Source organism: Mycobacterium sp. GA-1841, from assembly GCF_001954135.1.
Taxonomy (GTDB): Bacteria; Actinomycetota; Actinomycetes; order Mycobacteriales; family Mycobacteriaceae; genus Mycobacterium.
In genome coordinates, this window is the sequence record NZ_MBEQ01000056.1 from 29,135 (window position 1) to 50,115 (window position 20,981).

The following is a 20,981-nucleotide window of genomic DNA, read 5'->3' on the forward strand; positions in this document are numbered from 1 at the left end:
GGTGGATCGTGAACCACACGCGGTGTGGTTGTCAGCAAATTCGAAAAAGAATCGCTGCCGATCTTGAAACAAGTGTGAAATGCGGTTTCTGGTGCCAGGTCGTTGAATGACAGCTAAGCCGTGGGGCGGACCTACGGCTGGCGTGAACCTATTGGCGCAATGGGGCTGTTGGTCGAAATGTACTCCGCGGTACGTACACGTACCATCGGTTCTGGCAATCTGCTGCGGCGGTGTCCTGGACGTGGACGGAAGGCACCGAGATTCTGTTCGTCCGCCGCCGCCGAATGGGGCCGGTCGTTGCCGGGCGGATGCCCTGAGACAATGTCGACGTGTCAGATGGTGCGTTGTTGGGTGTCTGGATCGCCATTGCGGTCGTCGCTGTTCTCGTCGTCATTGCGCTGACCGTCGGATTGGTGCGGTACCGACGGCGACGGATCAGCCTGTCGGAAGACAGTGCGGCGAAACAGATCGACCGCTCCGGGGGGTATACCGCCTCCTCGGGGATCACATTCAGCCAATCGGCCACGCCGACCGCTGAGCGGATCGACACCAGCGGGCTGCCCGCAGTCGGTGACGACGCCACCATTCCGCGGGACGCCCCCCGGCGCACGATCTCCGACGTACAGCTGCCCGAGCCGCCGGCCGCGACCGCCCCACCCGAGGCGCCCGCTGCGGCTGAGGAGCCGATTGCACCGGAAGCCCCCGAAGCACCGGAAGTCCCCGAAGCCCCCGAGGCGCCGGAGGTCCCGGAAACGCCCGCCGCCTCGTCGGCCGAGGCGACGGATGCCGTTGCCGCCGAGGTCGAGGCCATCGCCCCGGCCGAAGGCCGGATGGACCGGCTGCGCGGCCGGCTCGCCAAGTCCCAGAATGCGTTGGGCCGCAGCATGCTCGGGCTCCTCGGCGGCGGTGATCTCGATGAGGATTCATGGGAGGCGGTCGAGGACACCCTGTTGATCGCCGATCTGGGACCCGTGGTCACCGAATCTGTGGTGGAGGCGTTGCGGGAGCGGATGGCCAGCAAGGGTGTCCGCAGTGAGGCCGAAGCGCGTGCGGTGTTGCGCGAAGTGCTGATGTCCGAGTTGCGGCCGGAGTTCGACCGCTCGATCAAGGCGCTTCCGCACGCCGACAAGCCCTCGGTGTTGTTGGTCGTGGGGGTCAACGGCACCGGCAAGACCACCACGGTCGGCAAGCTGGCCCGGGTGCTGGTCGCCGACGGCCGACGCGTCGTGTTGGGTGCCGCCGACACCTTCCGCGCTGCTGCCGCCGACCAGTTGCAGACGTGGGCTGCCCGCGTCGGCGCCGAGGTGGTGCGCGGTGCCGAAGGTGCCGACCCGGCCTCGGTGGCGTTCGACGCCGTCGACGAGGGCATCAAGGCCGGCGCCGACGTCGTCGTCGTCGACACCGCGGGCCGCCTTCACACGAAAACCGGTCTGATGGATGAGCTGGGCAAGGTCAAGCGGGTCGTGGAGAAGCGTGCCGCCGTCGACGAGGTCCTGCTGGTGCTGGATGCCACGATCGGCCAGAACAGCTTGCCCCAGGCCAAGGTGTTCGCCGAAGTCGTCGACATCACCGGGGTGGTGTTGACCAAGCTCGACGGCACCGCCAAGGGCGGCATCGTGTTCCGGGTTCAGCAGGAACTCGGTGTGCCGGTCAAGCTCGTCGGGCTCGGAGAAGGCCCGGACGATCTCGCTCCCTTCGAGCCGGCGGCCTTCGTCGACGCCTTGTTGGGCTGAGGAGACTCCTGAGTTCCCGACGCGTCCATACCGGGCGTGAGTTTCGGGAAACATGAAGGTAACGGGGATCCGGATTGCGTTCACTTCGACGAAACGCATCCGCATCACTGATGAAACGGCACACAACGAATCTCATCGGGAGCCGATCTTTCGGCGCACTTCCCAAGGAGGTTCACACAAAGTGGTCTTAGCCCTACCTGACGAATCGTTCGCCGCATTCGACAGCGGCGATACGGCCTGGGTGCTCGCAAGCGCCGCCCTGGTGTTGCTGATGACGCCGGCCCTGGCGTTCTTCTACGGCGGCCTCTCCCGGCAGAAGTCTGTGCTCAACATGATGATGATGTCCTTCGGAGCCTTGGGTGTCGTCAGCGTCATCTACGTCCTGTGGGGCTACTCGATGTCGTTCGCGTCGGCCCACACCGGCGGATCGGACGTCGGCGGAGTCTTCGACAATCCCTTCTCACTGTTCGGCCTGACGCAGCTGCTCGAGACGCGCGAGATCGGCGGTCAGGAACTGCACGTCATCGGAGGGTTCGGCTCGGTCCCGGCGATCGTGTGGGTGGCCTTCCAACTCACCTTCGCGGTGATCACGGTCGCGCTGATCAGTGGTGCGCTGGCCGAGCGCGTCAAGTTCGGCACCTGGCTGGCATTCGCGGGAATCTGGGTCACCCTGGTGTACTTCCCTCTGGCCCACATGGTTTGGGGTGGCGGTCTGCTGTCGAACAACGAACGGGGCTTCGCCTCCTGGCTGTTCGGGACGACCGTGGGGGAGGACGGCACGGCCACCGCAACGGTGGCGCCCATCGATTTCGCCGGTGGCACCGTGGTGCACATCAACGCAGGTATGGCCGCCTTGGTGCTGGCGATCCTGGTGGGCAAGCGCCGCGGCTTCGGCAAGATGGCCTTCCGTCCGCACAACATTCCGTGGGTGATGCTCGGCGCGGCGCTGCTGTGGTTCGGCTGGTTCGGGTTCAACGTCGGTTCCGAGGGGGCCGCCGATGCCACCGCCGGCCTGGTGTGGATCAACACCACGTCGGCGACCGCCGCCGCGATGTTGGGCTGGTTGGTGGTCGAGCGCATCCGTGACGGACATCCGACCAGTGTCGGTGCCGCCTCGGGCATCGTCGCCGGTCTGGTTGCCATCACGCCGGCCTGTGGAGCGCTCAGCCCGATCGGGTCGCTGGTCCTCGGCGCCGTCGCCGGTGCGCTGTCCGCTCTGGCCATCGGCCTGAAATACAAGCTCGGTTACGATGATTCACTCGACGTCGTCGGCGTTCACCTCGTCGCCGGTCTGTGGGGCACCATCGCCATCGGCTTCTTCGCCACCGAAACGGGCCTGTTCTACGGCGGCGGTGTCAGGCAATTGGTGGTCCAGATCGTGATTGCCGTCGTGGCAACCGTATTCACCGCGGTCATGACTGCCATCATTGCGTTGGCCCTCAAACCGCTGGGCTGGCGTGTCACGGAAGAAGATGAGGCCACCGGTATCGATGAGACCGAGCACGCGGAAACGGCTTACGAGCTCGCCTGATCGGGAACAATTGGCCACCGAAGGGATGGAATTTATGAAGCTGATTACTGCGATCGTCAAGCCGTTCACGCTGGAAGATGTCAAGACCGGTCTGGAGCAGACGGGCATTCTCGGAATGACCGTCAGCGAGGTACAGGGTTACGGGCGGCAGAAGGGGCACACCGAGGTCTACCGGGGCGCCGAATACTCGGTCGATTTCGTGCCGAAGGTCCGGGTGGAGGTCGTCGTCGACGATTCCGCGGTCGACAAGGTGGTCGATGTCATCGTGCAGGCCGCCCGTACCGGCAAGATCGGCGACGGGAAGGTCTGGGTCAGTCCAGTTGACACCGTGGTCCGGGTCCGCACCGGGGAACGCGGCGCCGACGCACTGTAGCGGCGGTCGGTCGAACAGCTGATCGACCGAGTCTCCCGGCCGAACCGAGTGGGCGTTGGTGGGTAGTCGGCCGGGGGAGGAGTCCAAATGACAGAGCAGAAACCAGAATCCACCCGCGATTGGCTGCGTGAGGAGCCGGTCGGTACCGGAGCCCCCCTCGGGGAGGCGCCGGCCGGCTCGCCACGCCCCGCCAACGACCTGGCGGCAGCCACCCAACAGTTGCTCAACGGGGGATCGCGTCACCTGGACGCGGCGGAACTGCGCGACGCGTTGCTCGATCTCCACGAGTTCTGGCTCACCACAAAGGCCGCCGAGATCGGTATCACGGCCTCCAGCGGGTTTGCCATCGTGGCGACCGGAGGCCTGGGGCGCGGCGAGATGTTGCCGTACTCCGATCTGGATCTGATGCTGTTGCACGACAACATGCCACTGGCCGTGGTTTCCGAAGTGGCCGAGCAGCTCTGGTATCCGTTGTGGGACGCCAATATTCGAATCGACCACAGTGTCCGTACCGTGCCCGAGGCGCTCAAAGTCGCCGGTGAGGACATCGCGGTGGGCCTGGCCATGCTCGACGCGCGGCACATCGCCGGTGATGCCGACCTGTCGGCGCTGCTGGTGGGCGGTGCGCGTCGACAGTGGCGGATCGGGATCGCTTCGCGGTTCGACGAACTCATCGACCATGCGCAGGGGCGGTGGCAGCGCAGCGGCCAGATCGCCCACCGGGCCGAACCCGATCTCAAGTCCGGCCGGGGTGGTCTGCGTGACGTCCAACTGCTCAACGCGCTCGCGATAGCCCAACTGGCCGATGTGTATCCGAGCCGCGCCCTGGCCTCACCGACCGGCACGCTGGGCGGTGCGCACCTGGCACTGCTGAATGTTCGGACCGAACTGCACCGCGCCTCCGGACGCGGTCGAGAAACCCTGTTGGCCCAGCACGCCGACGAGATCGGGGCAGCCCTGCGGATCGGGGATCGCTTCGACCTGGCCCGCATGCTCTCGGACGCCGCGCGCACCGTGAGCTATTACGTCGACGCCGGTATCCGCACGGCCGCCAATGCCTTACCGCGCCGGGGCTTTGCGGCGCTGCGACGGCCGGTGCGGCGCCCCCTCGACGAAGGGGTGATCGAATACGCCGGTGAGGTGATCCTGGCCCGCGACGCCCGCCCGGAACGCGACCCGGGACTGATCCTGCGCGTCGCCGCGGCGTCGGCCGGTACCGGCCTGCCGATGGCCGTCTCCACGTTGAGTCGGCTGGCCGAAACCGCCCCGGAACTGCGCACCCCCTGGCCGCGTCAGGCGCTCAAGGACCTTCTGGTGTTGCTGGCTTCGGGGCCGGCCGCGGTCGCCACGATCGAGGCCCTGGACCGCACCGGCCTGTGGGGACGGCTGTTCCCGGAATGGGGTGCGGTGCGCGACCTGCCGCCCCGCGATGTGGTGCACATCTGGACGGTTGACCGTCATCTGGTCGAAACAGTCTCGCGGGCAAGCGCATTCACCACCCGGGTGTCGCGTCCGGATCTCTTGCTGCTGGGTGCGCTGTGCCATGACATCGGCAAGGGTCGCGGTGGCGACCACAGTGTCATCGGTGCCGAGCTGGCCACCCAGATCGGCACCCGGCTGGGATTGTGGCCGTCGGATATCGAGGTCCTGTCCAAGATGGTTCGATACCATCTGCTGCTGCCCGATACCGCGACCCGACGAGACCTGCAGGACCCCAAGACGATTGACGCGGTCGCTGATGCGCTCGGCGGCGACATGGTGCTGTTGGAGCTGCTGAACGTCCTGGCCGAAGCCGATTCACTGGCCACCGGCCCCGGCGTGTGGGGCGACTGGAAAGCCTCGCTGATCGGCGACCTGGTGCGCCGGTGCCGGTTGGTGATGGCCGGCGAGCCCCTGCCGCAGCCTGACCCCATCGAACCGCGGTTCCTGGCGCTGGCGGCTGATGTCGGTGTCCACGTGGAGCTCACCCCGGCCGACTCCCCACACATCTACAGCGTGACGATGATCGCCCCCGACCGGCGGGGTCTGCTGTCGAAAGCGGCCGGTGTGTTGGCGTTGCACTCGCTGCGGGTCCACTCGGCGTCGGTCAACAGTCACGAGGGCTCGGCGATCAACACCTTCGTGGTGTCCCCGCACTTCGGTGCACCGCCGGCGGCGGAACTGCTGCGCCAGCAGTTCATTCTCGCGCTCAACGGCGACCTGGACGTGATGGACGCACTCGACCGGCGCGATCGCGAGGCAGCCCGATATCCGACCACCCGCGCCGGGGAGATTCTCGCCGCCGTGCCGGCCAACCACGTGCCGGCGCAGCCGCGCATTCTGTGGTCGCCCGGCGGCGAGCCGGAGGAGCTGATCGTGCAGATCCGCACCATCGACCGCTCGGGTCTGCTGGCCCGGCTGACCGCGGTGTTCGAAACCGACGGCGTGGACGTGGCCTGGGCGAAGGTGACGACGCTGGGGTCCTCGGTGATCGATGTGTTCTGCATCACCGCACCCACGCTCGCGGCGGGTGACACCGGTCTCGGCGCCCTGCGCGAGGAATTGGAACGCGACATGCTCGCGATCCTGCCCGCGCCGCCGCCCAAACCGGCCACGCCCGCCGAACAGGCCGGTTGAGGGCGGGCCGACGTCCGCCCAACCCGCCGACCGTTAGGCTTACCACGTGTTTGAAAGCCTGTCTGACCGGTTGACCGGAGCCCTGCAGGGCCTACGCGGCAAGGGGCGGTTGACCGACGCCGATATCGACGCCACGGCGCGCGAGATCCGGTTGGCCCTGCTGGAGGCCGACGTCTCGCTGCCGGTGGTGCGCGCGTTCGTCGCGCGGATCAAGGACCGCGCCAAAGGCGCCGAGGTCTCCGCTGCGCTGAACCCCGCGCAACAGGTGGTCAAGATCGTCAACGAGGAGCTGATCGGCATCCTCGGCGGTCAGACTCGTCAACTGGCCTTCGCCAAGAACCCGCCGACGGTCATCATGCTGGCCGGCCTGCAAGGTGCCGGTAAGACGACGCTGGCGGGCAAGCTGGCGAAGTGGCTCAAGGGTCTGGGGCACAGCCCGCTGCTGGTGGCGTGTGACCTGCAGCGGCCCGGTGCGGTCCACCAGCTGCAGATCGTCGGTGAGCGCGCCGGGGTGTCGGTGTTCGCGCCGCATCCGGGCACCTCCGTCGAGGGTCTTGAGCAGGCCGGTCAAGGGGACCCGGTGGCGGTCGCGTCGGCCGGCCTGGCCGAGGCGAAGGCCAAACACTTCGACGTGGTCCTCGTCGACACCGCCGGCCGGCTGGGCATCGACGAGGAACTGATGGGACAGGCCGCGGCCATCCGCGACGCCGTGAAACCCGACGAGACCCTGTTCGTGCTCGACGCGATGATCGGCCAGGACGCCGTCGCCACCGCCGAGGCGTTCCGCGAGGGCGTCGGCTTCACCGGCGTCGTACTGACCAAGCTCGACGGCGATGCGCGCGGTGGTGCGGCGCTGTCGGTCCGCGAGATCACCGGCGTACCGATCCTGTTCGCCTCGGCAGGGGAGAAGCTCGAAGACTTCGATGTCTTCCACCCCGACCGGATGGCCAGCCGGATCCTGGGCATGGGCGACGTGCTCACCCTCATCGAACAGGCCGAACAGGTCTTCGATCAGCAGAAGGCCGAGGAGGCCGCAGCCAAGATCGGTTCGGGAGAGCTGACCCTGGAGGACTTCCTCGAGCAGATGCTGGCGATCCGCAAGATGGGTCCGATCGGCAACCTGCTGGGCATGCTCCCCGGCGCCGGCCAGATGAAGGACGCGTTGGCCGCGGTCGACGACAGCCAGCTCGACCGGGTGCAGGCGATCATCCGCGGGATGACCCCTGCCGAGCGGGCCGATCCGAAGATCATCAATGCCTCGCGCCGGCTGCGCATCGCCAACGGCTCGGGCGTCAGCGTCTCCGAGGTGAACCAGCTCGTCGACCGGTTCTTCGACGCCCGCAAGATGATGTCGCAGATGGCCGGCCAGATGGGGATGCCGTTCGGCCGCAAGGGTTCGACCCGCAAGGCGGCGAAGGGCAAGAACAAGCAGGCCGGCAAGAAGAAGGGCCGTCAGCCAGGGAAAGGTCCGACCCCGCCGAGAAACCCGTTGGGTGCCGGGCTGCCCGCCGGATTCCCCGATTTGTCCAACATGCCCAAGGGGCTGGACGAGTTGCCGCCCGGGCTGGCCGATTTCGACCTGTCGAAGCTGAAGTTCCCCGGCCAGAACTAGTCTGATGAGCGCGCTGCACATTCGTGGCCGGGGCCTCCCGGACGGCGACGAGGTGCAATGGTGGATTCATCAGGGTGTGCTGTCGGCCGAACCGATTGCCAACGCCGACACCGTCTTTGACGGCGGCTGGATCATCCCCGGCCTGGTCGACGCGCACTGCCATGTCGGTCTCGGACCCGGTGGTGCAGTGTCGCTGGACGAGTCGGTGGAGCAGGCGCAGACCGAGCGCGACGCGGGCGCGCTGTTGCTGCGCGATGCCGGTTCACCGGTGGACACCCGCAGCTTCGACGACCGCGAGGACCTGCCGCGCATCATCCGGGCCGGGCGGCATCTGGCCCGCCCCAAACGATATTCGCCCGGCTTGCCGATCGACATCGAGGACGAGTCGCAACTGCCCGCCGCGGTGGCCGAGCAGGCCCGGTGGGGCGACGGCTGGGTGAAACTGGTCGGCGACTGGATCGACCGCAGCGTCGGCGACCTCGCCCCGCTGTGGTCCGACGAGATCCTCAAGTCCGCGATCGATGCGGCCCATGCCGAGGGTGCGCGCGTCACCGCGCACGTGTTCGGCGAGGACGCCCTGCCGGGCCTCATCAATGCCGGAATCGACTGCATCGAGCACGGCACCGGGATCACCGACGACACCATCGAATTGATGCTCGAGCACGGCACGGCTCTGGTGCCCACCCTGATCAACATCGACAACTTCCCGGGTATCGCCGATGCGGCCGGCAAGTACCCGACGTATGCCAAACACATGCGCGACCTCTACGCGTCCTGCCGCGACCGCGTCGGCGCCGCCTACGCCGCCGGGGTACCGGTGTTCGCGGGCACCGACGCCGGCGGCATGGTCGCCCATGGTCGTATCGCCGACGAGATCGAGGCGCTCAAGGGCATCGGTATGAGCCCGACGGCGGCCCTGGGGGCGGCCAGTTGGGACGCCCGGGCGTGGTTGGGCCGGCCCGCCCTCGAACATGGCGCGTCGGCGGATCTCGTCTGCTACACCGAGGATCCGCGGCACGGCGGCGTCAGCCATCCGGCTCTGGTGATCCTGCGCGGCCGGGTCTGGCGTTGAGCGTGCGCTGACGGCGCAGAAGTGCGAGTAGGGGGCGCCGTCACCGCAGCGTCAGCGGCCGTAACTCAGTACACGTCGCGCAGATAGCGGTGGTTCTTGATGAGGTCGTTGACGTAAGCGTGCGCGGCCTCGGCATCCATTCGGCCACTCTCGCCGACGATCTCGTGCAGCGCGGCGTCCACGTCCTTGGCCATGTGGTCGGCGTCACCGCAGACATACAGGTACGCGCCGTCCTGCAGCCAGGCGAACAACTCTGCCGCGTTCTCCCGCATCCGCTGCTGCACATAAATTTTCGCCTCCTGATCGCGGGAGAACGCCACGTCGAGCCGGGTCAGTGTGCCCGCGTCCCGGAAAGCTTCCAGTTCCGGCCCGTACAGAAAGTCGGTGGCGCGGCGACGATCCCCGAAGAACAGCCAGGACCGTCCCCGTGCGGCGGCGGCCTGCCGCTCCTGCAGGAACGCCCGGAAGGGCGCGATGCCGGTACCCGGACCGATCATGATGATCGGCACGTCGCCGGACGGCAGCCGGAAATGATGGTTGGGGCGTAGGTGCACTCGAACCGTCTGCGTGCGCTCGGCCAGATACGTCGAGGCCACGCCACCGTGTCGGCGGGCGGCGCCGGCGTACCGCACGGTGGCCACGGTCAGGTGGATGTTTTCGGGATGCAGCAGTGGGCTGGAGGCGATCGAATAGTCGCGGAACTGCAAGGGGCGCAACGTATCGACCACCTCGTCGACGGTCAGGCCAGCGCGTCTGATCAGATCGAGGACGTCCTCGCCGTAGGCGGCGGCGCCCGCCAGGTCCTGCAGTGCCCGCGACGGCGTGCGGATCTCCAGCCGTTCGGACAGCAGCACGCCCAGGGTTTCGTCGGCGTCGGCGACTCGGTGCCCCGGTCCCACCTGGAGTGCATCGAGGATCGCTGAAACCAGATCCGGATCGTTGGTGGGATGGACGGCCAGCGAATCGCCGGCCTGATAGGTGATGCCGGAACCGGTCAGGTCGAGCTCGTAGTGTCGTACTTCCTTGTCGGATTCCGGTGCGGTGAGCAGGCGATTGACGACCAGGGGAGCGGTGACCAGCCGGTTGCGCTCCTGGCTGCGGTGAGCGGGATCGGCCGCGGCGGTTTCGACGGCAGTGACCGGTGCGGTGGTGGGACCGGACTGGGCGGCGGTCAGTTGTTTGACCAGATCGGTGGTCCAGGCCGCGGCCGGCTCTTCGTAGTACCCGTCGACGTCGACGCGGTCGGCCAGCCGGATGGCGCCGAGCTCTTCGAGCCGCGCATCGAGCAGTTTGCCTGCCTGGCAGAACAATTCATAGGACGTGTCCCCGAGCGCCAGTACCGCGAAACTCAGGTGCTCCAGGCGCGCGGTCGAGGCGCTGATCGCCTCCCAGAACAACGTGGCGGTGTCGGGAAACTCGCCGTCGCCGAAGGTGGAGGTGACGACGATGAAATGCGTTGCGGTGTTCAGTTGGTCGAGTTCGACCTGGTTGAGTTCGACGGCCTCGGCGGGAATTCCGGCCGCGGTCGTCGCCTCGGCGAACGTCATTGCGGCATCTTCGGCGTTGCCCATGTCGGTGCCGTAGGCGACCACCAATGAGAACTCAAGGTCGGACACAACGGCTCCCCTCGGTCACGCGCGGACTCATACGCGAATTTAGGGTGACCTTAGTTCGTCACGAGTCCCGGTGGGGCCCCACCTTTTCTGGATTCAGTGGGAGAAGCCGTAATCGAACAAGTCGATTGCCTGGGGATAGAGATCGCCGGTGCCGTACATCTGCACCACCACCAGTCGGCGGTTACCTCGTTGCGCCGCACCCACATACGTCTTCCGGGCCAGGTCTGTGTAGCCGGTCTTGCCGGCGATGTCACCGGGATAGCGGGCCAGCAATTGGTTCTGGTTGGTCAGGGTCCGGCCCGGGAACTCGGCCGACGGCTGGCGCATGATCTGTGCGATCAGCGGATAGGTCAGCGCGGCGCGCAGGATCACCGCGAGATCGTGCGGGGTGGTGACGGTTTCCCAGCCGGGCCCGTCGAGCCCGGACGGCGAGGACGCTCGGGTGTTGCGGGCCCCGACACTGGCCGCTTTGCGGTTCATCGCCGCCACTGCGGCGCGTTGACCGCCGAGCATGTCGGCGAGCATGTTCGCCGCGTCGTTGCCCGACACCATGAGCAGGGCTTCCAGGAGTTGGCGGGTCGTGTAGGGCTGCCCCGGGGTGAGGCCGACGCACGAGCATTCGACCTTCGTGTGTGACTGGTTGGCCCGGGCGAAATTGTCCGGTCGCAGGTGATCGAGCACCACCATCGCCAGCAGCGGTTTGATCGTGCTGGCCGGGGCGTAGGTGCCGTAGGGATCTTTGGCGGCCAGAACCTGGCCGGTGTCCAGGTCGGCCACCAGCCAGGCCTTGGCCGGTCCGTCGGGAATCTGGGCGCCGGCGGGTTGAACCTCCGGCGCTGCGGCGGCTGGGACCGCGATCGTGGCGGCGGTCAGCGCCGTGCCGAGGCCGAGCGCGAGCGTCACGAGCAGTCTTCGCACGAGCGCCGACCTTACGGAGCCAAGGACTCGGCCAGCGCGCGGTCAGGTTTCCTTCAGGTATCGGACCGGGCTGGGCGCTACAACGACCCGATGCTGGCCGAGCGGTCCTGGGAGAAACCCCAATCCAGCAGCGCGGCAGCCTGATCCCAGTAGGTCGGACCGCCCTCCTTGACCAGCCCGTACATCATCACGACCTCGAGGCGGCGGCCGTCGCGGGCTGCGGCGCCCACGAAGGTCTTGCGGGCGATGTCGGTGAAACCCGTCTTGCCGCCGAGGGCACCTGGATAGCGGTGCAACAGCTCGTCCTGGTTGACCAGCACGCGCTGTCCGCTCTTGGTGGGGAACGTGGTCGACGGCAGCGCGGTGATCTCGGCGAAAATCGGGTTGGCCATCGCCCCGCGGAAGATCAGCGCCATGTCGTGCGGGGTCGACCAGAACGGCATCCCGGGCCCGTCCAGCCCGGACGGGGTCGCGACGTGGGTGTTGTGCGCGCCGAGCGCCACGGCTTTGGCGTTCATCTTCGCGACGGCCGCATCCGGTCCGCCGACCATGCGGGCCAGGGTGTTGGCGGCGTCGTTGCCGGACGCCAGCAGCGCCGCCTCCAGCAGCTGACGTGCGGTGTAGGTCTGTCCGGGGACGACGCCGGCACAGTTGCACTCGACCTTGGTGTCGGCTTCATCGGCCACGATCGTCGCGTCCAGCGGCACTTCGTCGAGGATCACCTGGGCCAGCAGGGTCTTGATCGTGCTGGCCGGGGCGTAACGGGTGTTCTCGTTGCGCGCGGCCAGCACCTGACCGGAATCCAGATCGGCGACCACCCAGCCTTGCGCCGGCCCGTTCGGGATGGGGGACACCCCGACCTGCTGCACCTCGGCATCGGCCCTGGCAGCGGGCGCTGTGCCGATCACCGACGAAAGCGGGACCAGTGCGACGGCAATTGCGGCCGATGCTCCGACAGAGAACCTGACGAACCTCCCCATGGCAGGTGAGACTAATCGTGTTGAATCGAGACATGTTGAGCCTGGCCGAAATTTCGGACCGCCTGGAGATTCAGCAATTGCTGATCGACTACTCCACGGCGATCGACCGTCGACTGTTCGATGACCTCGATGCGGTGTTCACGCCCGACGCCTACATCGACTACCGGGCCATGGGCGGCATCGACGGCCACTACCCCGAGGTGAAGGCCTGGCTGGCCGAGGTGCTGCCGAACTTTCCGGCGTATGCCCACATGCTCGGCAACTTCGATGTCCGGATCAAATACGACCCGGCGGGCGACACCGCGTCGTCTCGCACGATCTGCTTCAACCCGATGGTGCTGCCGGGGCTGGAGCAACAGGTGTTGTTCTGCGGGCTGTGGTACGAGGACGAGTTCGTGCGGACCGACGACGGATGGCGGATGAGTCGCCGCGTCGAGACCAAGTGTTTCGACAAGGTGGTCTGACCGTCGCACTCCGCGCGCCTGACGCGCCCAGTGGCCAGTTGTGACACGCAACCGGCGGGACGTTGTGCGATAACTGGCCATTCGAGCTGGATTTGGGCTGGTCGGCATCGTTCTGGCACAATTGGCGGCTGTCTGCCGTGCGACTCGTTCGATGCGCTGCGCGGCGGTCACACACGTAAGGCAAAACCGGATCGGGCAATTCCGCCCGCATCGCCGAATTGCAGCGTGACACTCAAGGAGAAGTGCTTAACCATGGCTGTCAAGATCAAGCTCACCCGGCTTGGCAAGATCCGCAACCCCCAGTACCGCATCGCCGTCGCCGACGCGCGCACCCGCCGCGAAGGCCGCTCCATCGAGGTCATCGGCCGCTACCACCCCAAGGAAGAGCCGAGCCTGATCGAGATCGATTCGGAGCGCGCGCAGTACTGGCTGGGTGTCGGCGCGCAGCCCACCGAGCCGGTGCTGGCTCTGCTGAAGATCACCGGTGACTGGCAGAAGTTCAAGGGCCTGCCGGGCGCCGAGGGCACGCTGAAGGTCAAGGAGCCCAAGCCGTCCAAGCTGGACCTGTTCAACGCGGCGCTGGCCGAGGCCGAGAGCGGCACCGGCGCTGCGGCTGTCACGCCCAAGAAGAAGAAGGCTCCCAAGAAGGACGAAGCCGCCGAGGGCGCCGCTGCCGAGGCCCCGGCTGCCGAGGCCGCTGCCGACGAAGCCGCAAGCGAGAGCTGAGCATCGCGGTGAGTTCTGTCGTGGTCGACGCCGTCGAGCACCTGGTCCGCGGCATCGTGGACAATCCCGACGACGTACGCGTCGACATGGTCACCAGCCGCCGTGGGCGGACCGTCGAGGTGCACGTGCACCCCGATGACCTGGGCAAGGTCATCGGCCGCGGCGGCCGCACCGCCACCGCACTGCGCACCCTGGTCGCGGGCATCGGTGGGCGCGGTATCCGCGTCGACGTGGTGGACACCGACCAGTAGCGTCGGATCCATGGACCTGGTTGTCGGGCGGGTTGTCAAAGCTCACGGCATAACCGGTGAGGTCGTTGTCGAGGTTCGTACCGACGATCCCGATGCCCGGTTCACCCCCGGTGTGGCACTTCGCGGCCGCACCAAGGGGGGTGCCGAGCGTACTTTCTCCGTCGAGTCGGTGCGCGACCATGCCGGCCGCCTGCTGATTCGGCTGGCAGGCGTCGCCGACCGCAATGCGGCCGACGCGTTGCGTGGCACGGTGTTCGTCGTCGATACCGCAGACCTGCCCGCGATCGATGATCCCGACGAGTTCTATGACCATGAACTCGAAGGTCTGCGGGTCGTCACGGTCGACGGCACCGCGGTAGGAGTGGTTCGCGAGGTGCTGCACACCGCGGCCGGAGAACTGTTGTCGGTCAAGGCCGATGCCGATGGCCGCGAAGTGCTGGTTCCGTTCGTCAGCGCCATCGTCACCTCGGTGTCCCGCGAAACCGGCACCGTCGTCATCGATCCCCCCGACGGTCTGCTGAACCTGGACCAGGTCTGACGAGGGTGCGCAACTGTGCACATTGACGTCATCACGATCTTCCCGGCCTACCTCGATCCCATCCGGCAGTCGTTGCCGGGCAAGGCGATTGAGGCCGGCATCCTTTCCCTGGCCGTGCATGACCTGCGGAACTGGACGCATGACGTGCACCGTTCGGTGGACGATTCGCCGTACGGCGGGGGTCCCGGCATGGTCATGAAGGCTCCGGTGTGGGGCGATGCGCTCGACGAAATCTGTTCTGAGGACACACTTCTGGTCGTGCCGACGCCGGCGGGCCGGCTGTTCACCCAGGCGACTGCCGAGCGGTGGAGCGCTGAATCGCACCTGGTGTTCGCCTGTGGGCGGTACGAGGGGATCGACCAGCGGGTGGCCGATGACGCCGCTGCCCGGATGCGGGTCGAAGAGGTCTCCATCGGTGACTACGTGCTCAACGGCGGCGAGTCGGCCGCGCTGGTCATGATCGAGGCAGTGGTCCGGCTGATGCCGGAGGTCTTGGGCAATCCTGCGTCGCACCAACAGGATTCCCATTCCGACGGCCTGCTCGAAGGGCCCAGCTATACCCGTCCGCAGAGTTGGCGCGGGCTCGAGGTGCCCGATGTGCTGCTGTCCGGGGACCACGCCAAGGTGGCGGCCTGGCGCCGTGAGCAATCGTTGCAACGCACGCGCGAGCGCAGGCCGGACCTGCTCGACTGATCTCCTGACGAGCCTAGATCCGGCCGCCGGGGAACATCGTCTTGACGGCATCGGTGATGGTGTCGCGTGCGGTCGTGGCGTTGGTGGGCTGTAGTGAACCGATCACCATGATGAAGCGCCGGTCCGGACCGACCACACCGGTCGACAGGTGCATCCAGTCCGAGCCGATACAGCACATCCAACCCTGCTTGACCGCGACGGGCTCGGCGAAAAGCCCGTCGGGGATGCCGAACCGTTGGGGGTAGGTGCCGTCCGGCTGCGTGCCGTCGATCGCCTCGGGAGTCGATTGGGCCAGGTTGGACAGGATGACATTGGCCTGTTCCGCGGGTAGGCCGCCGCTGCCGTTCATCAGCATGTCGTAGTAGCGGACCAGATCGGCGGCGGTGCTGATGGTGTTCCACCAATGTCCGTCGTTCGGTGGCTGGGTCGAACCCAAGCCGTACCGGGCGGCGACCCGCTCGACGATCGCGTGGCCGCCGCTGCGGTACCAGAACACCTCGGCGGCACTGTCGTCCGATGACCGCAGCATCACGTCGAGGTTGTCGCGGTCCTCTGGACTCAGGACGGTCTGACCTTTGGCCTCCTGTAACAGCAGATCGTCGGCGATGAAGAGTTTGACCACCGAGGCGATCGCGATCGTCGTCTCGTTTCCGTTGGAGACCAGCTGACCGGTGTTGCGGTCGAGGACCAGCACGGTGATGTCGGCACCGGCGTCGGCGGCATTTTCGGTGGCCTGCTGGGCGCGGTCCGCAAGGCCTTGGAACGAGGGCGCGGGTTCGCCGGGGGACGCCTCGGGCAGGGGTGCCATGTTGCCCTGGGGTGCGACGACGGTCAGCTGTGGCGCGGCGGAATCGTACGGGGGAGTGCCGTACACCCGGGCTTCGCAGCCGGTGACTGCCACGCCGGCGATCGCCACGATTGCGCTCACGCCGGTTGCGCCCGCCACCGTGAGTCTCGACGGCCGCCGTCGCATGGTCCTCCTTGAACCGTCGATACCAACTGATGGGCTTGTCGCACCGGCAGATCAGTGGCTGCAGCCTAACTGTTCGCAGCGCTGGGCGCGTGGTCAGTCCGCCTCGCAGTATGCTTGCCCAGTGCTGGGGAGGCTCACGCAGACTCGCCGGATTTCACGGTATGGGGACCTGTCTGGCACAATTGAGCAGTTGTCTGCGTAGGACTGGGCCGGCTTGCCCGCGTTCCGCTGCGAGATACACCCCGATACACCCGAAAATAGCTTCGGCTGCGCGGTTTGTGCGCGCACGGCCGGAGCCGCGAACAACAAGGAAGTGTCACCGATGAACACGCTGGACTTCGTCGATCAGGCGTCGCTGCGCGACGACATCCCGACCTTCAGCCCCGGCGACACCGTCAACGTGCACGTGAAGGTGATCGAGGGCTCCAAGGAGCGCATCCAGGTTTTCAAGGGCGTCGTGATCCGTCGCCAGGGTGGCGGCATCCGCGAGACCTTCACCGTGCGCAAGGAAAGCTACGGCGTCGGCGTCGAGCGGACCTTCCCGGTGCATTCGCCCAACATCGATCACATCGATGTCGTGACCCGCGGTGACGTGCGTCGCGCCAAGCTCTACTACCTGCGTGAACTGCGCGGTAAGAAGGCGAAGATCAAGGAAAAGCGCTGAGCGCGCTGCTCCGCCTGACGAAGCTCTCGTCGCGGGACCGGTCACGACGCTCGCTACTGTGGTGCCTGTGACCGGACCCACCGACTCCGCCGACGCGTCCTCGGAGGGCGGCCTCGACTCCGATTCGATCGCGGCGGCGCCTGCCGCCGACGAATCGCCGGAAGAAGAGTCTCCCAAGAACAAGCACTCCACCGCGCGCGAGATCGCCATCCTGGCCGGCATCGCCCTGGTGCTCTATTACGTGACGCTGACGTTCATTGCGCGTCCGTACCTGATTCCGTCGGAGTCCATGGAGCCGACGCTGCACGGCTGTCCTGGCTGTGTCGGTGACCGGATCATGGTCGACAAGCTCACCTACCGGTTCTCCGAGCCGGAGCCCGGTGACGTCGTCGTGTTCAAGGGTCCGCCGTCGTGGAACATCGGTTACAAGTCGATCCGCTCGGACAACACCGCCATCCGCTGGGCGCAGAATGCCCTCTCGTTCGTCGGTTTCGTGCCGCCTGACGAGAATGATCTGGTCAAAAGGGTGATCGCGGTGGGCGGGCAGACCGTGGAGTGCCGGGCCGACACCGGTCTGACAGTCAACGGTAAGCGGCTGAACGAGCCCTATCTCGATCCGGCCACCATGATGGCCGACCCGAACGTCTATCCGTGCCTGGGCAATGAATTCGGCCCGGTCACCGTGCCGTCGGACCGGCTGTGGGTGATGGGTGACAACCGGACCCACTCGGCCGATTCGCGGGTGCACTGCAGCAACCTGCCCGCCGATGCGCGCGAGGGACTGTTGTGTACCGGTGATCCGATGGCCGGCACGGTTCCGGTGGAGAATGTAATCGGAAAGGCACGGTTCATCGCCTGGCCGCCGTCCCGATGGGGCGGCATCAACGGCGCGAACCCGCAGACCGACTCCTAGGGAGCTGCCCTGTGCCGCCAGTGGTGAAGACGTCATGGCCGCCTCGAACGGTGATCCGCAGGTCATCAGGCCTGCGCACCCTGGAATCCGCGCTGTACCGCAACGGTCTCGGCCCGGTCGCCGGGGTGGACGAGGTGGGACGCGGCGCCTGCGCCGGCCCGTTGGTGGTGGCGGCCTGCGTGCTGGGGCCGAATCGGATGGACAGCCTGGCCTCCCTCGACGATTCCAAGAAGCTGGGGCCCGCAGAGCGGGAGCGGCTGTTTCCCCTGATCCGCCGCTACGCCCTCGCCTATCACGTGGTGTTCATCCCCTCGGCCGAGGTGGATCGCCTCGGTGTCCACGTGGCCAATATCGAGGGCATGCGCCGCGCGGTGGCGGGTTTGTCCCTGCGGCCGGGATATGTGCTGTGTGATGGGTTCCGGGTGCCGGGGTTGGCGGCGCCGTCCCTGCCCGTGATCGGGGGCGACGCCGCCGCGGCCTGCATCGCGGCTGCCAGCGTGCTGGCCAAGGTCAGCCGCGATCGGCTGATGGTCGACATGGAGCAACACCACCCTGGTTACGGGTTCGCCGAGCACAAGGGCTACAGCACACCGGCGCACTCCGCGGCGTTGACGGAGTTGGGGCCGTGTGTGGAGCACCGCTACTCGTATGTCAACGTGCGGCGGGCCGCAGAGACGGCTGGGTTGCGGCGCGATATGGCACCAATGCGGCATGCTGAAGTGGCGTACGCAAAGATGGGCGACAAGGCATCAGTACAACCAGAAGGACTGCACACCAGATGAGCGCCGAGGATCTCGAGAAGTACGAAACCGAGATGGAGCTCTCGCTGTACCGCGAATACAAGGACATCGTCGGGCAGTTCAGCTACGTCGTGGAGACCGAGCGTCGGTTCTACCTGGCCAACAGCGTGGAGCTGATCCCGCGGAACTCCGAGGGCGAGGTGTATTTCGAGTTGCGGCTCGCCGATGCCTGGGTGTGGGACATGTACCGACCGGCCCGGTTCGTCAAGCAGGTGCGGGTCATCACCTTCAAGGACGTGAACATCGAAGAGGTGGAGAAGCCGGAACTGCGGTTGCCGGAGTAGCGGCCGGCTCAGCCCGCTTGTGCCGTGAGATGTTCACCGAAGAAGGCGAACACCCGGGACCACGCATCGGCGGTGGCGGCCTCGTTGTAGCCGAAACCGGTGATCCGTAGAAATGGTTGCCCCGGTAGTTGATTGGCGAAGCTGTGTCCAGCGTCGGGATAGACCTTGATGTCGGCGGCGATGTTCTTGTCGTCGACGACGCGCTGCAATCGGTCCGGGGCACCGATGCCCATCGGGTCGCGACGCCCGAAGCTGGCCACGATCGGGCATGAAGCGTCCAAGGTCTGGTCGAGCCGTCGCGGCAGCGGTGTGCCGTAGAACGGTGCTGACGCGGCAAACCCTTTGGGGCCCATGAGGAGTGCGAACTGTCCGCCCATGCAGAACCCGGCGATGCCGATGGTGCCGGTGCACTGGGGGTGCGCGCGCAGGTGGTCTCGGGCGGCCAGGATGTCGTCGAGCGCCCGGCCACGCTGGGTCAGCAGATCGCGGAACACCCGCGTGATACATCTGGCCCGGCCGCCGCGGGAGTAGAGGTTCGGGGTGAGCGCGAGATAGCCGGCGGCCGCCACGCGTTCGGAGATCGCCTCGTTGTCGGGGCCGTAGCCGATCGCATCGTGGATGATCACCACACCTGGCCAGGGCCCCGCGCCGGCGGGGATGCCGAGCAGGGCGTCGATCGGGCCGGCCGGGGTGTCCAGGGTGATCGTCGTCACCGACCGAGGGTAACCGCTCCTGGGCAGTCAGGTTCCGCAGAACGTGCGGTAGGTCCCGAAGTCGGGGGGTGCGGGTGCGGCATGGCGTTCGAGACCGGGGCGCTGCCGGTACGGGGACGCGACGGCTCCGAGCAGGTCGTGCAGGGGGTGGAGATCGCCGTCGGCGGTGGCTGCGTCGAGCGCTTCCTCGACGAGGTGGTTGCGGGGAATGTAGAGCGGGTTGACCCGGTCCATCGCCTCGGCGTCGGGATGCAGTGCCAGCCAGCGCCGGCGCCAGCCGTCGAACCCCGGGTCGTCGAACTCCGGCTGGTCGAACAGCGGCTCGGCCGCACCGCGGGCGATGCCGGCCAGCGCACGCCACGATGAGGTGTAGTCGATTCGGTGCTGTTGAAGCAGCGTCAGGAATTCCTCGACGAGGGGTTTCGCAATGGTGTCGTCGGTGTCGGCAGGCAGTCCGAGCTTGGCTCGCATGCCGGCCATCCACTTGCTGTCGAATTGTGGGCCGAAGCCGTGCAATGCCTCGGTGGCCAGTTCGACCGCGCGCTCGGAGTCGTCGGTAAACAGGGGTAACAAGGCCTCGGCGAAGCGGGCCAGGTTCCAGGCCGCCACCGTGGGCTGGTTGCCGTAGGCGTAGCGGCCGCCGTGGTCGATCGAGCTGAATACCGTTGCCGGATCGAAGGTTTCCATGAAGGCGCAGGGCCCGTAGTCGATGGTCTCCCCGGAGATCGTCATGTTGTCGGTGTTCATCACACCGTGCACGAATCCGACCAGCATCCACTGCGCGAGCAGGTCGGCCTGTGCCGAGACGACCGCTTCGTACAACGCCAGGTACGGATTCTCGGCCTCGGCCGCTTGGGGGTGGTGCCGCGCGATGGCGTGGTCGGCCAGCCGGCGCAGCAGCCCGAGGTCTCCGGTGGCCTGGGTATGGGCGAAGGCGTACTGGAAGCTGCCGACGCGCAGGTGGCTGGCGGCGATCCGGGCCAGTACCGCGCCGGGCAGCAACGTCTCGCGCCGGACTTCCCGCCCGGTGGCCACCACGGCCAGCGAACGGGTGGTGGGGATGCCCATGGCGTGCATCGCCTCGCTGACGATGTACTCGCGCAGCATGGGTCCGACGGCGGCCAGGCCGTCGCCGCCGCGAGCGAACGGAGTGCGCCCCGAGCCCTTGAGGTGAAGGTCGCGGAGCTGACCCTCGGGGCCGACGAATTCTCCCAGCAGCAGTGCGCGGCCGTCGCCGAGGCGAGGCACGTATCCGCCGAACTGATGGCCGGCATACGCCTGCGCCACCGGGGTGGCCCCGGCAGGGACGATGGTGCCCACCAGCAGGCCGAGGCCCTCAGGGCTGCCCAACCAGGCGGCGTCGAGTCCGAGCTCATCGGCCAGCGGCTCGTTGAGTACCAACAATCGTGGCACCGGGGCAGTCTCGGCTTGCCACGCGACAGCCATCTCGGGCAGAGCCTGGGCGAAGCGGTTGTCCAGGGCGACGGTCGAGTCGGGGGCGACGCTCACTC

Annotated in this window: 21 protein-coding genes; 15 read left to right on the top strand and 6 right to left on the bottom strand. The window is 67.1% G+C overall.

Annotated elements, in window-relative coordinates; translation table 11 throughout:
* Positions 1-344: 344 nt before the first annotated feature.
* The 6 genes from ftsY to A5740_RS12675 all read left to right on the top strand — a co-directional run bounded on the left by ftsY (position 345) and on the right by A5740_RS12675 (position 8,937).
* Positions 345-1,733 (top strand): signal recognition particle-docking protein FtsY, encoded by a 1,389-nt coding sequence (ftsY, locus tag A5740_RS12650; protein ID WP_139335102.1) that lies wholly within the window; start codon positions 345-347, stop codon positions 1,731-1,733.
* A gap of 181 nt (positions 1,734-1,914) precedes the next feature.
* Positions 1,915-3,264: an ammonium transporter gene (locus A5740_RS12655; protein WP_076194510.1), complete on the top strand. Its 1,350-nt coding sequence runs from the start codon at positions 1,915-1,917 to the stop codon at positions 3,262-3,264.
* Between the two features lie 34 nt (positions 3,265-3,298).
* A complete protein-coding gene (locus A5740_RS12660; protein WP_003881099.1) occupies positions 3,299-3,637 on the top strand; it encodes a P-II family nitrogen regulator in 339 nt (112 codons plus the stop codon).
* Between the two features lie 87 nt (positions 3,638-3,724).
* Positions 3,725-6,253: a [protein-PII] uridylyltransferase gene (locus A5740_RS12665; RefSeq protein WP_076194512.1), complete on the top strand. Its 2,529-nt coding sequence runs from the start codon at positions 3,725-3,727 to the stop codon at positions 6,251-6,253.
* Between the two features lie 46 nt (positions 6,254-6,299).
* On the top strand, positions 6,300-7,865 hold the full coding sequence (gene ffh / locus A5740_RS12670) for a signal recognition particle protein (RefSeq protein ID WP_076194514.1): 1,566 nt from the start codon (positions 6,300-6,302) through the stop codon (positions 7,863-7,865).
* A 4-nt stretch (positions 7,866-7,869) separates the two neighbouring features.
* The gene (locus tag A5740_RS12675) at positions 7,870-8,937 is read left to right on the top strand and encodes an amidohydrolase family protein (RefSeq protein ID WP_076194516.1); all 1,068 of its coding nucleotides are present in this window, start codon (positions 7,870-7,872) and stop codon (positions 8,935-8,937) included.
* A 65-nt stretch (positions 8,938-9,002) separates the two neighbouring features.
* Here the strand turns inward: A5740_RS12675 and A5740_RS12680 are convergent, their stop codons facing one another.
* From A5740_RS12680 to A5740_RS12690, 3 genes are all read right to left on the bottom strand, one after another.
* Positions 9,003-10,508: a sulfite reductase flavoprotein subunit alpha gene (locus A5740_RS12680; RefSeq protein ID WP_175616236.1), complete on the bottom strand. Its 1,506-nt coding sequence runs from the start codon at positions 10,506-10,508 to the stop codon at positions 9,003-9,005.
* 138 nt (positions 10,509-10,646) lie between these two features.
* Positions 10,647-11,471, bottom strand: coding sequence for a D-alanyl-D-alanine carboxypeptidase (locus A5740_RS12685; RefSeq protein ID WP_076194519.1), 825 nt, complete (start codon positions 11,469-11,471; stop codon positions 10,647-10,649).
* Positions 11,472-11,548: 77 nt separating this feature from the next.
* A complete protein-coding gene (locus A5740_RS12690; RefSeq protein ID WP_076194521.1) occupies positions 11,549-12,451 on the bottom strand; it encodes a D-alanyl-D-alanine carboxypeptidase family protein in 903 nt (300 codons plus the stop codon).
* Positions 12,452-12,483: 32 nt separating this feature from the next.
* Between A5740_RS12690 and A5740_RS12695 the strand changes: the two genes are divergently transcribed.
* The 5 genes from A5740_RS12695 (at position 12,484) to trmD (ending at position 15,123) form a co-directional block, all read left to right on the top strand.
* Complete coding sequence (locus A5740_RS12695; protein ID WP_076194522.1) at positions 12,484-12,915, top strand: nuclear transport factor 2 family protein; 432 nt, start codon at positions 12,484-12,486, stop codon at positions 12,913-12,915.
* A gap of 252 nt (positions 12,916-13,167) precedes the next feature.
* Positions 13,168-13,641 carry a 30S ribosomal protein S16 gene (rpsP, locus tag A5740_RS12700; RefSeq protein ID WP_076194524.1) on the top strand — a complete coding sequence of 158 codons (474 nt, stop codon included), beginning with the start codon at positions 13,168-13,170 and terminating at the stop codon, positions 13,639-13,641.
* Between the two features lie 8 nt (positions 13,642-13,649).
* Positions 13,650-13,892, top strand: coding sequence for an RNA-binding protein (locus A5740_RS12705; RefSeq protein WP_003881089.1), 243 nt, complete (start codon positions 13,650-13,652; stop codon positions 13,890-13,892).
* A 10-nt stretch (positions 13,893-13,902) separates the two neighbouring features.
* Positions 13,903-14,430 carry a ribosome maturation factor RimM gene (gene rimM / locus A5740_RS12710; RefSeq protein ID WP_076194525.1) on the top strand — a complete coding sequence of 176 codons (528 nt, stop codon included), beginning with the start codon at positions 13,903-13,905 and terminating at the stop codon, positions 14,428-14,430.
* 15 nt (positions 14,431-14,445) lie between these two features.
* The gene (gene trmD, locus A5740_RS12715; RefSeq protein WP_076194527.1) at positions 14,446-15,123 is read left to right on the top strand and encodes a tRNA (guanosine(37)-N1)-methyltransferase TrmD; all 678 of its coding nucleotides are present in this window, start codon (positions 14,446-14,448) and stop codon (positions 15,121-15,123) included.
* Positions 15,124-15,136: 13 nt separating this feature from the next.
* Here trmD and A5740_RS12720 read toward each other — a convergent pair whose 3' ends face one another.
* A complete protein-coding gene (locus A5740_RS12720; RefSeq protein WP_076194529.1) occupies positions 15,137-16,096 on the bottom strand; it encodes a hypothetical protein in 960 nt (319 codons plus the stop codon).
* Positions 16,097-16,418: 322 nt separating this feature from the next.
* On the opposite strand from A5740_RS12720, the gene rplS reads away from it, so the two are divergent.
* The 4 genes from rplS to A5740_RS12740 all read left to right on the top strand — a co-directional run bounded on the left by rplS (position 16,419) and on the right by A5740_RS12740 (position 18,757).
* Complete coding sequence (gene rplS, locus A5740_RS12725; RefSeq protein ID WP_029372100.1) at positions 16,419-16,760, top strand: 50S ribosomal protein L19; 342 nt, start codon at positions 16,419-16,421, stop codon at positions 16,758-16,760.
* 127 nt (positions 16,761-16,887) lie between these two features.
* A complete protein-coding gene (gene lepB / locus A5740_RS12730; protein ID WP_254849177.1) occupies positions 16,888-17,673 on the top strand; it encodes a signal peptidase I in 786 nt (261 codons plus the stop codon).
* Positions 17,674-17,696: 23 nt separating this feature from the next.
* A complete protein-coding gene (locus tag A5740_RS12735) occupies positions 17,697-18,455 on the top strand; it encodes a ribonuclease HII (protein ID WP_076194699.1) in 759 nt (252 codons plus the stop codon).
* Positions 18,452-18,757 carry a DUF2469 domain-containing protein gene (locus A5740_RS12740; RefSeq protein ID WP_003881082.1) on the top strand — a complete coding sequence of 102 codons (306 nt, stop codon included), beginning with the start codon at positions 18,452-18,454 and terminating at the stop codon, positions 18,755-18,757. The genes A5740_RS12735 and A5740_RS12740 overlap by 4 nt, the downstream gene beginning before the upstream one ends.
* 8 nt (positions 18,758-18,765) lie before the next feature.
* On the opposite strand, the gene A5740_RS12745 is transcribed toward A5740_RS12740, so the two are convergent.
* Entirely contained in the window at positions 18,766-19,470 is a 705-nt protein-coding gene (locus A5740_RS12745) for a dienelactone hydrolase family protein (RefSeq protein ID WP_076194532.1), read from the bottom strand.
* 27 nt (positions 19,471-19,497) lie between these two features.
* Entirely contained in the window at positions 19,498-20,979 is a 1,482-nt protein-coding gene (locus tag A5740_RS12750; RefSeq protein ID WP_076194534.1) for a YdiU family protein, read from the bottom strand.
* Between the last annotated feature and the right edge of the window lie 2 nt (positions 20,980-20,981).

Coding starts and splice junctions, on each gene's coding strand:
- A5740_RS12660 (WP_003881099.1), top strand. CDS start 3,299: ATGAAGCTGATTACTGCGATCGTCAAGCCGTTCACGCTGGAAGATGTC.
- A5740_RS12665 (WP_076194512.1), top strand. CDS start 3,725: ATGACAGAGCAGAAACCAGAATCCACCCGCGATTGGCTGCGTGAGGAG.
- A5740_RS12675 (WP_076194516.1), top strand. CDS start 7,870: ATGAGCGCGCTGCACATTCGTGGCCGGGGCCTCCCGGACGGCGACGAG.
- A5740_RS12680 (WP_175616236.1), bottom strand. CDS start 10,508: ATGGGCAACGCCGAAGATGCCGCAATGACGTTCGCCGAGGCGACGACC.
- A5740_RS12690 (WP_076194521.1), bottom strand. CDS start 12,451: ATGGGGAGGTTCGTCAGGTTCTCTGTCGGAGCATCGGCCGCAATTGCC.
- A5740_RS12695 (WP_076194522.1), top strand. CDS start 12,484: ATGTTGAGCCTGGCCGAAATTTCGGACCGCCTGGAGATTCAGCAATTG.
- rpsP (WP_076194524.1), top strand. CDS start 13,168: ATGGCTGTCAAGATCAAGCTCACCCGGCTTGGCAAGATCCGCAACCCC.
- rimM (WP_076194525.1), top strand. CDS start 13,903: ATGGACCTGGTTGTCGGGCGGGTTGTCAAAGCTCACGGCATAACCGGT.
- A5740_RS12720 (WP_076194529.1), bottom strand. CDS start 16,096: ATGCGACGGCGGCCGTCGAGACTCACGGTGGCGGGCGCAACCGGCGTG.
- rplS (WP_029372100.1), top strand. CDS start 16,419: ATGAACACGCTGGACTTCGTCGATCAGGCGTCGCTGCGCGACGACATC.
- A5740_RS12740 (WP_003881082.1), top strand. CDS start 18,452: ATGAGCGCCGAGGATCTCGAGAAGTACGAAACCGAGATGGAGCTCTCG.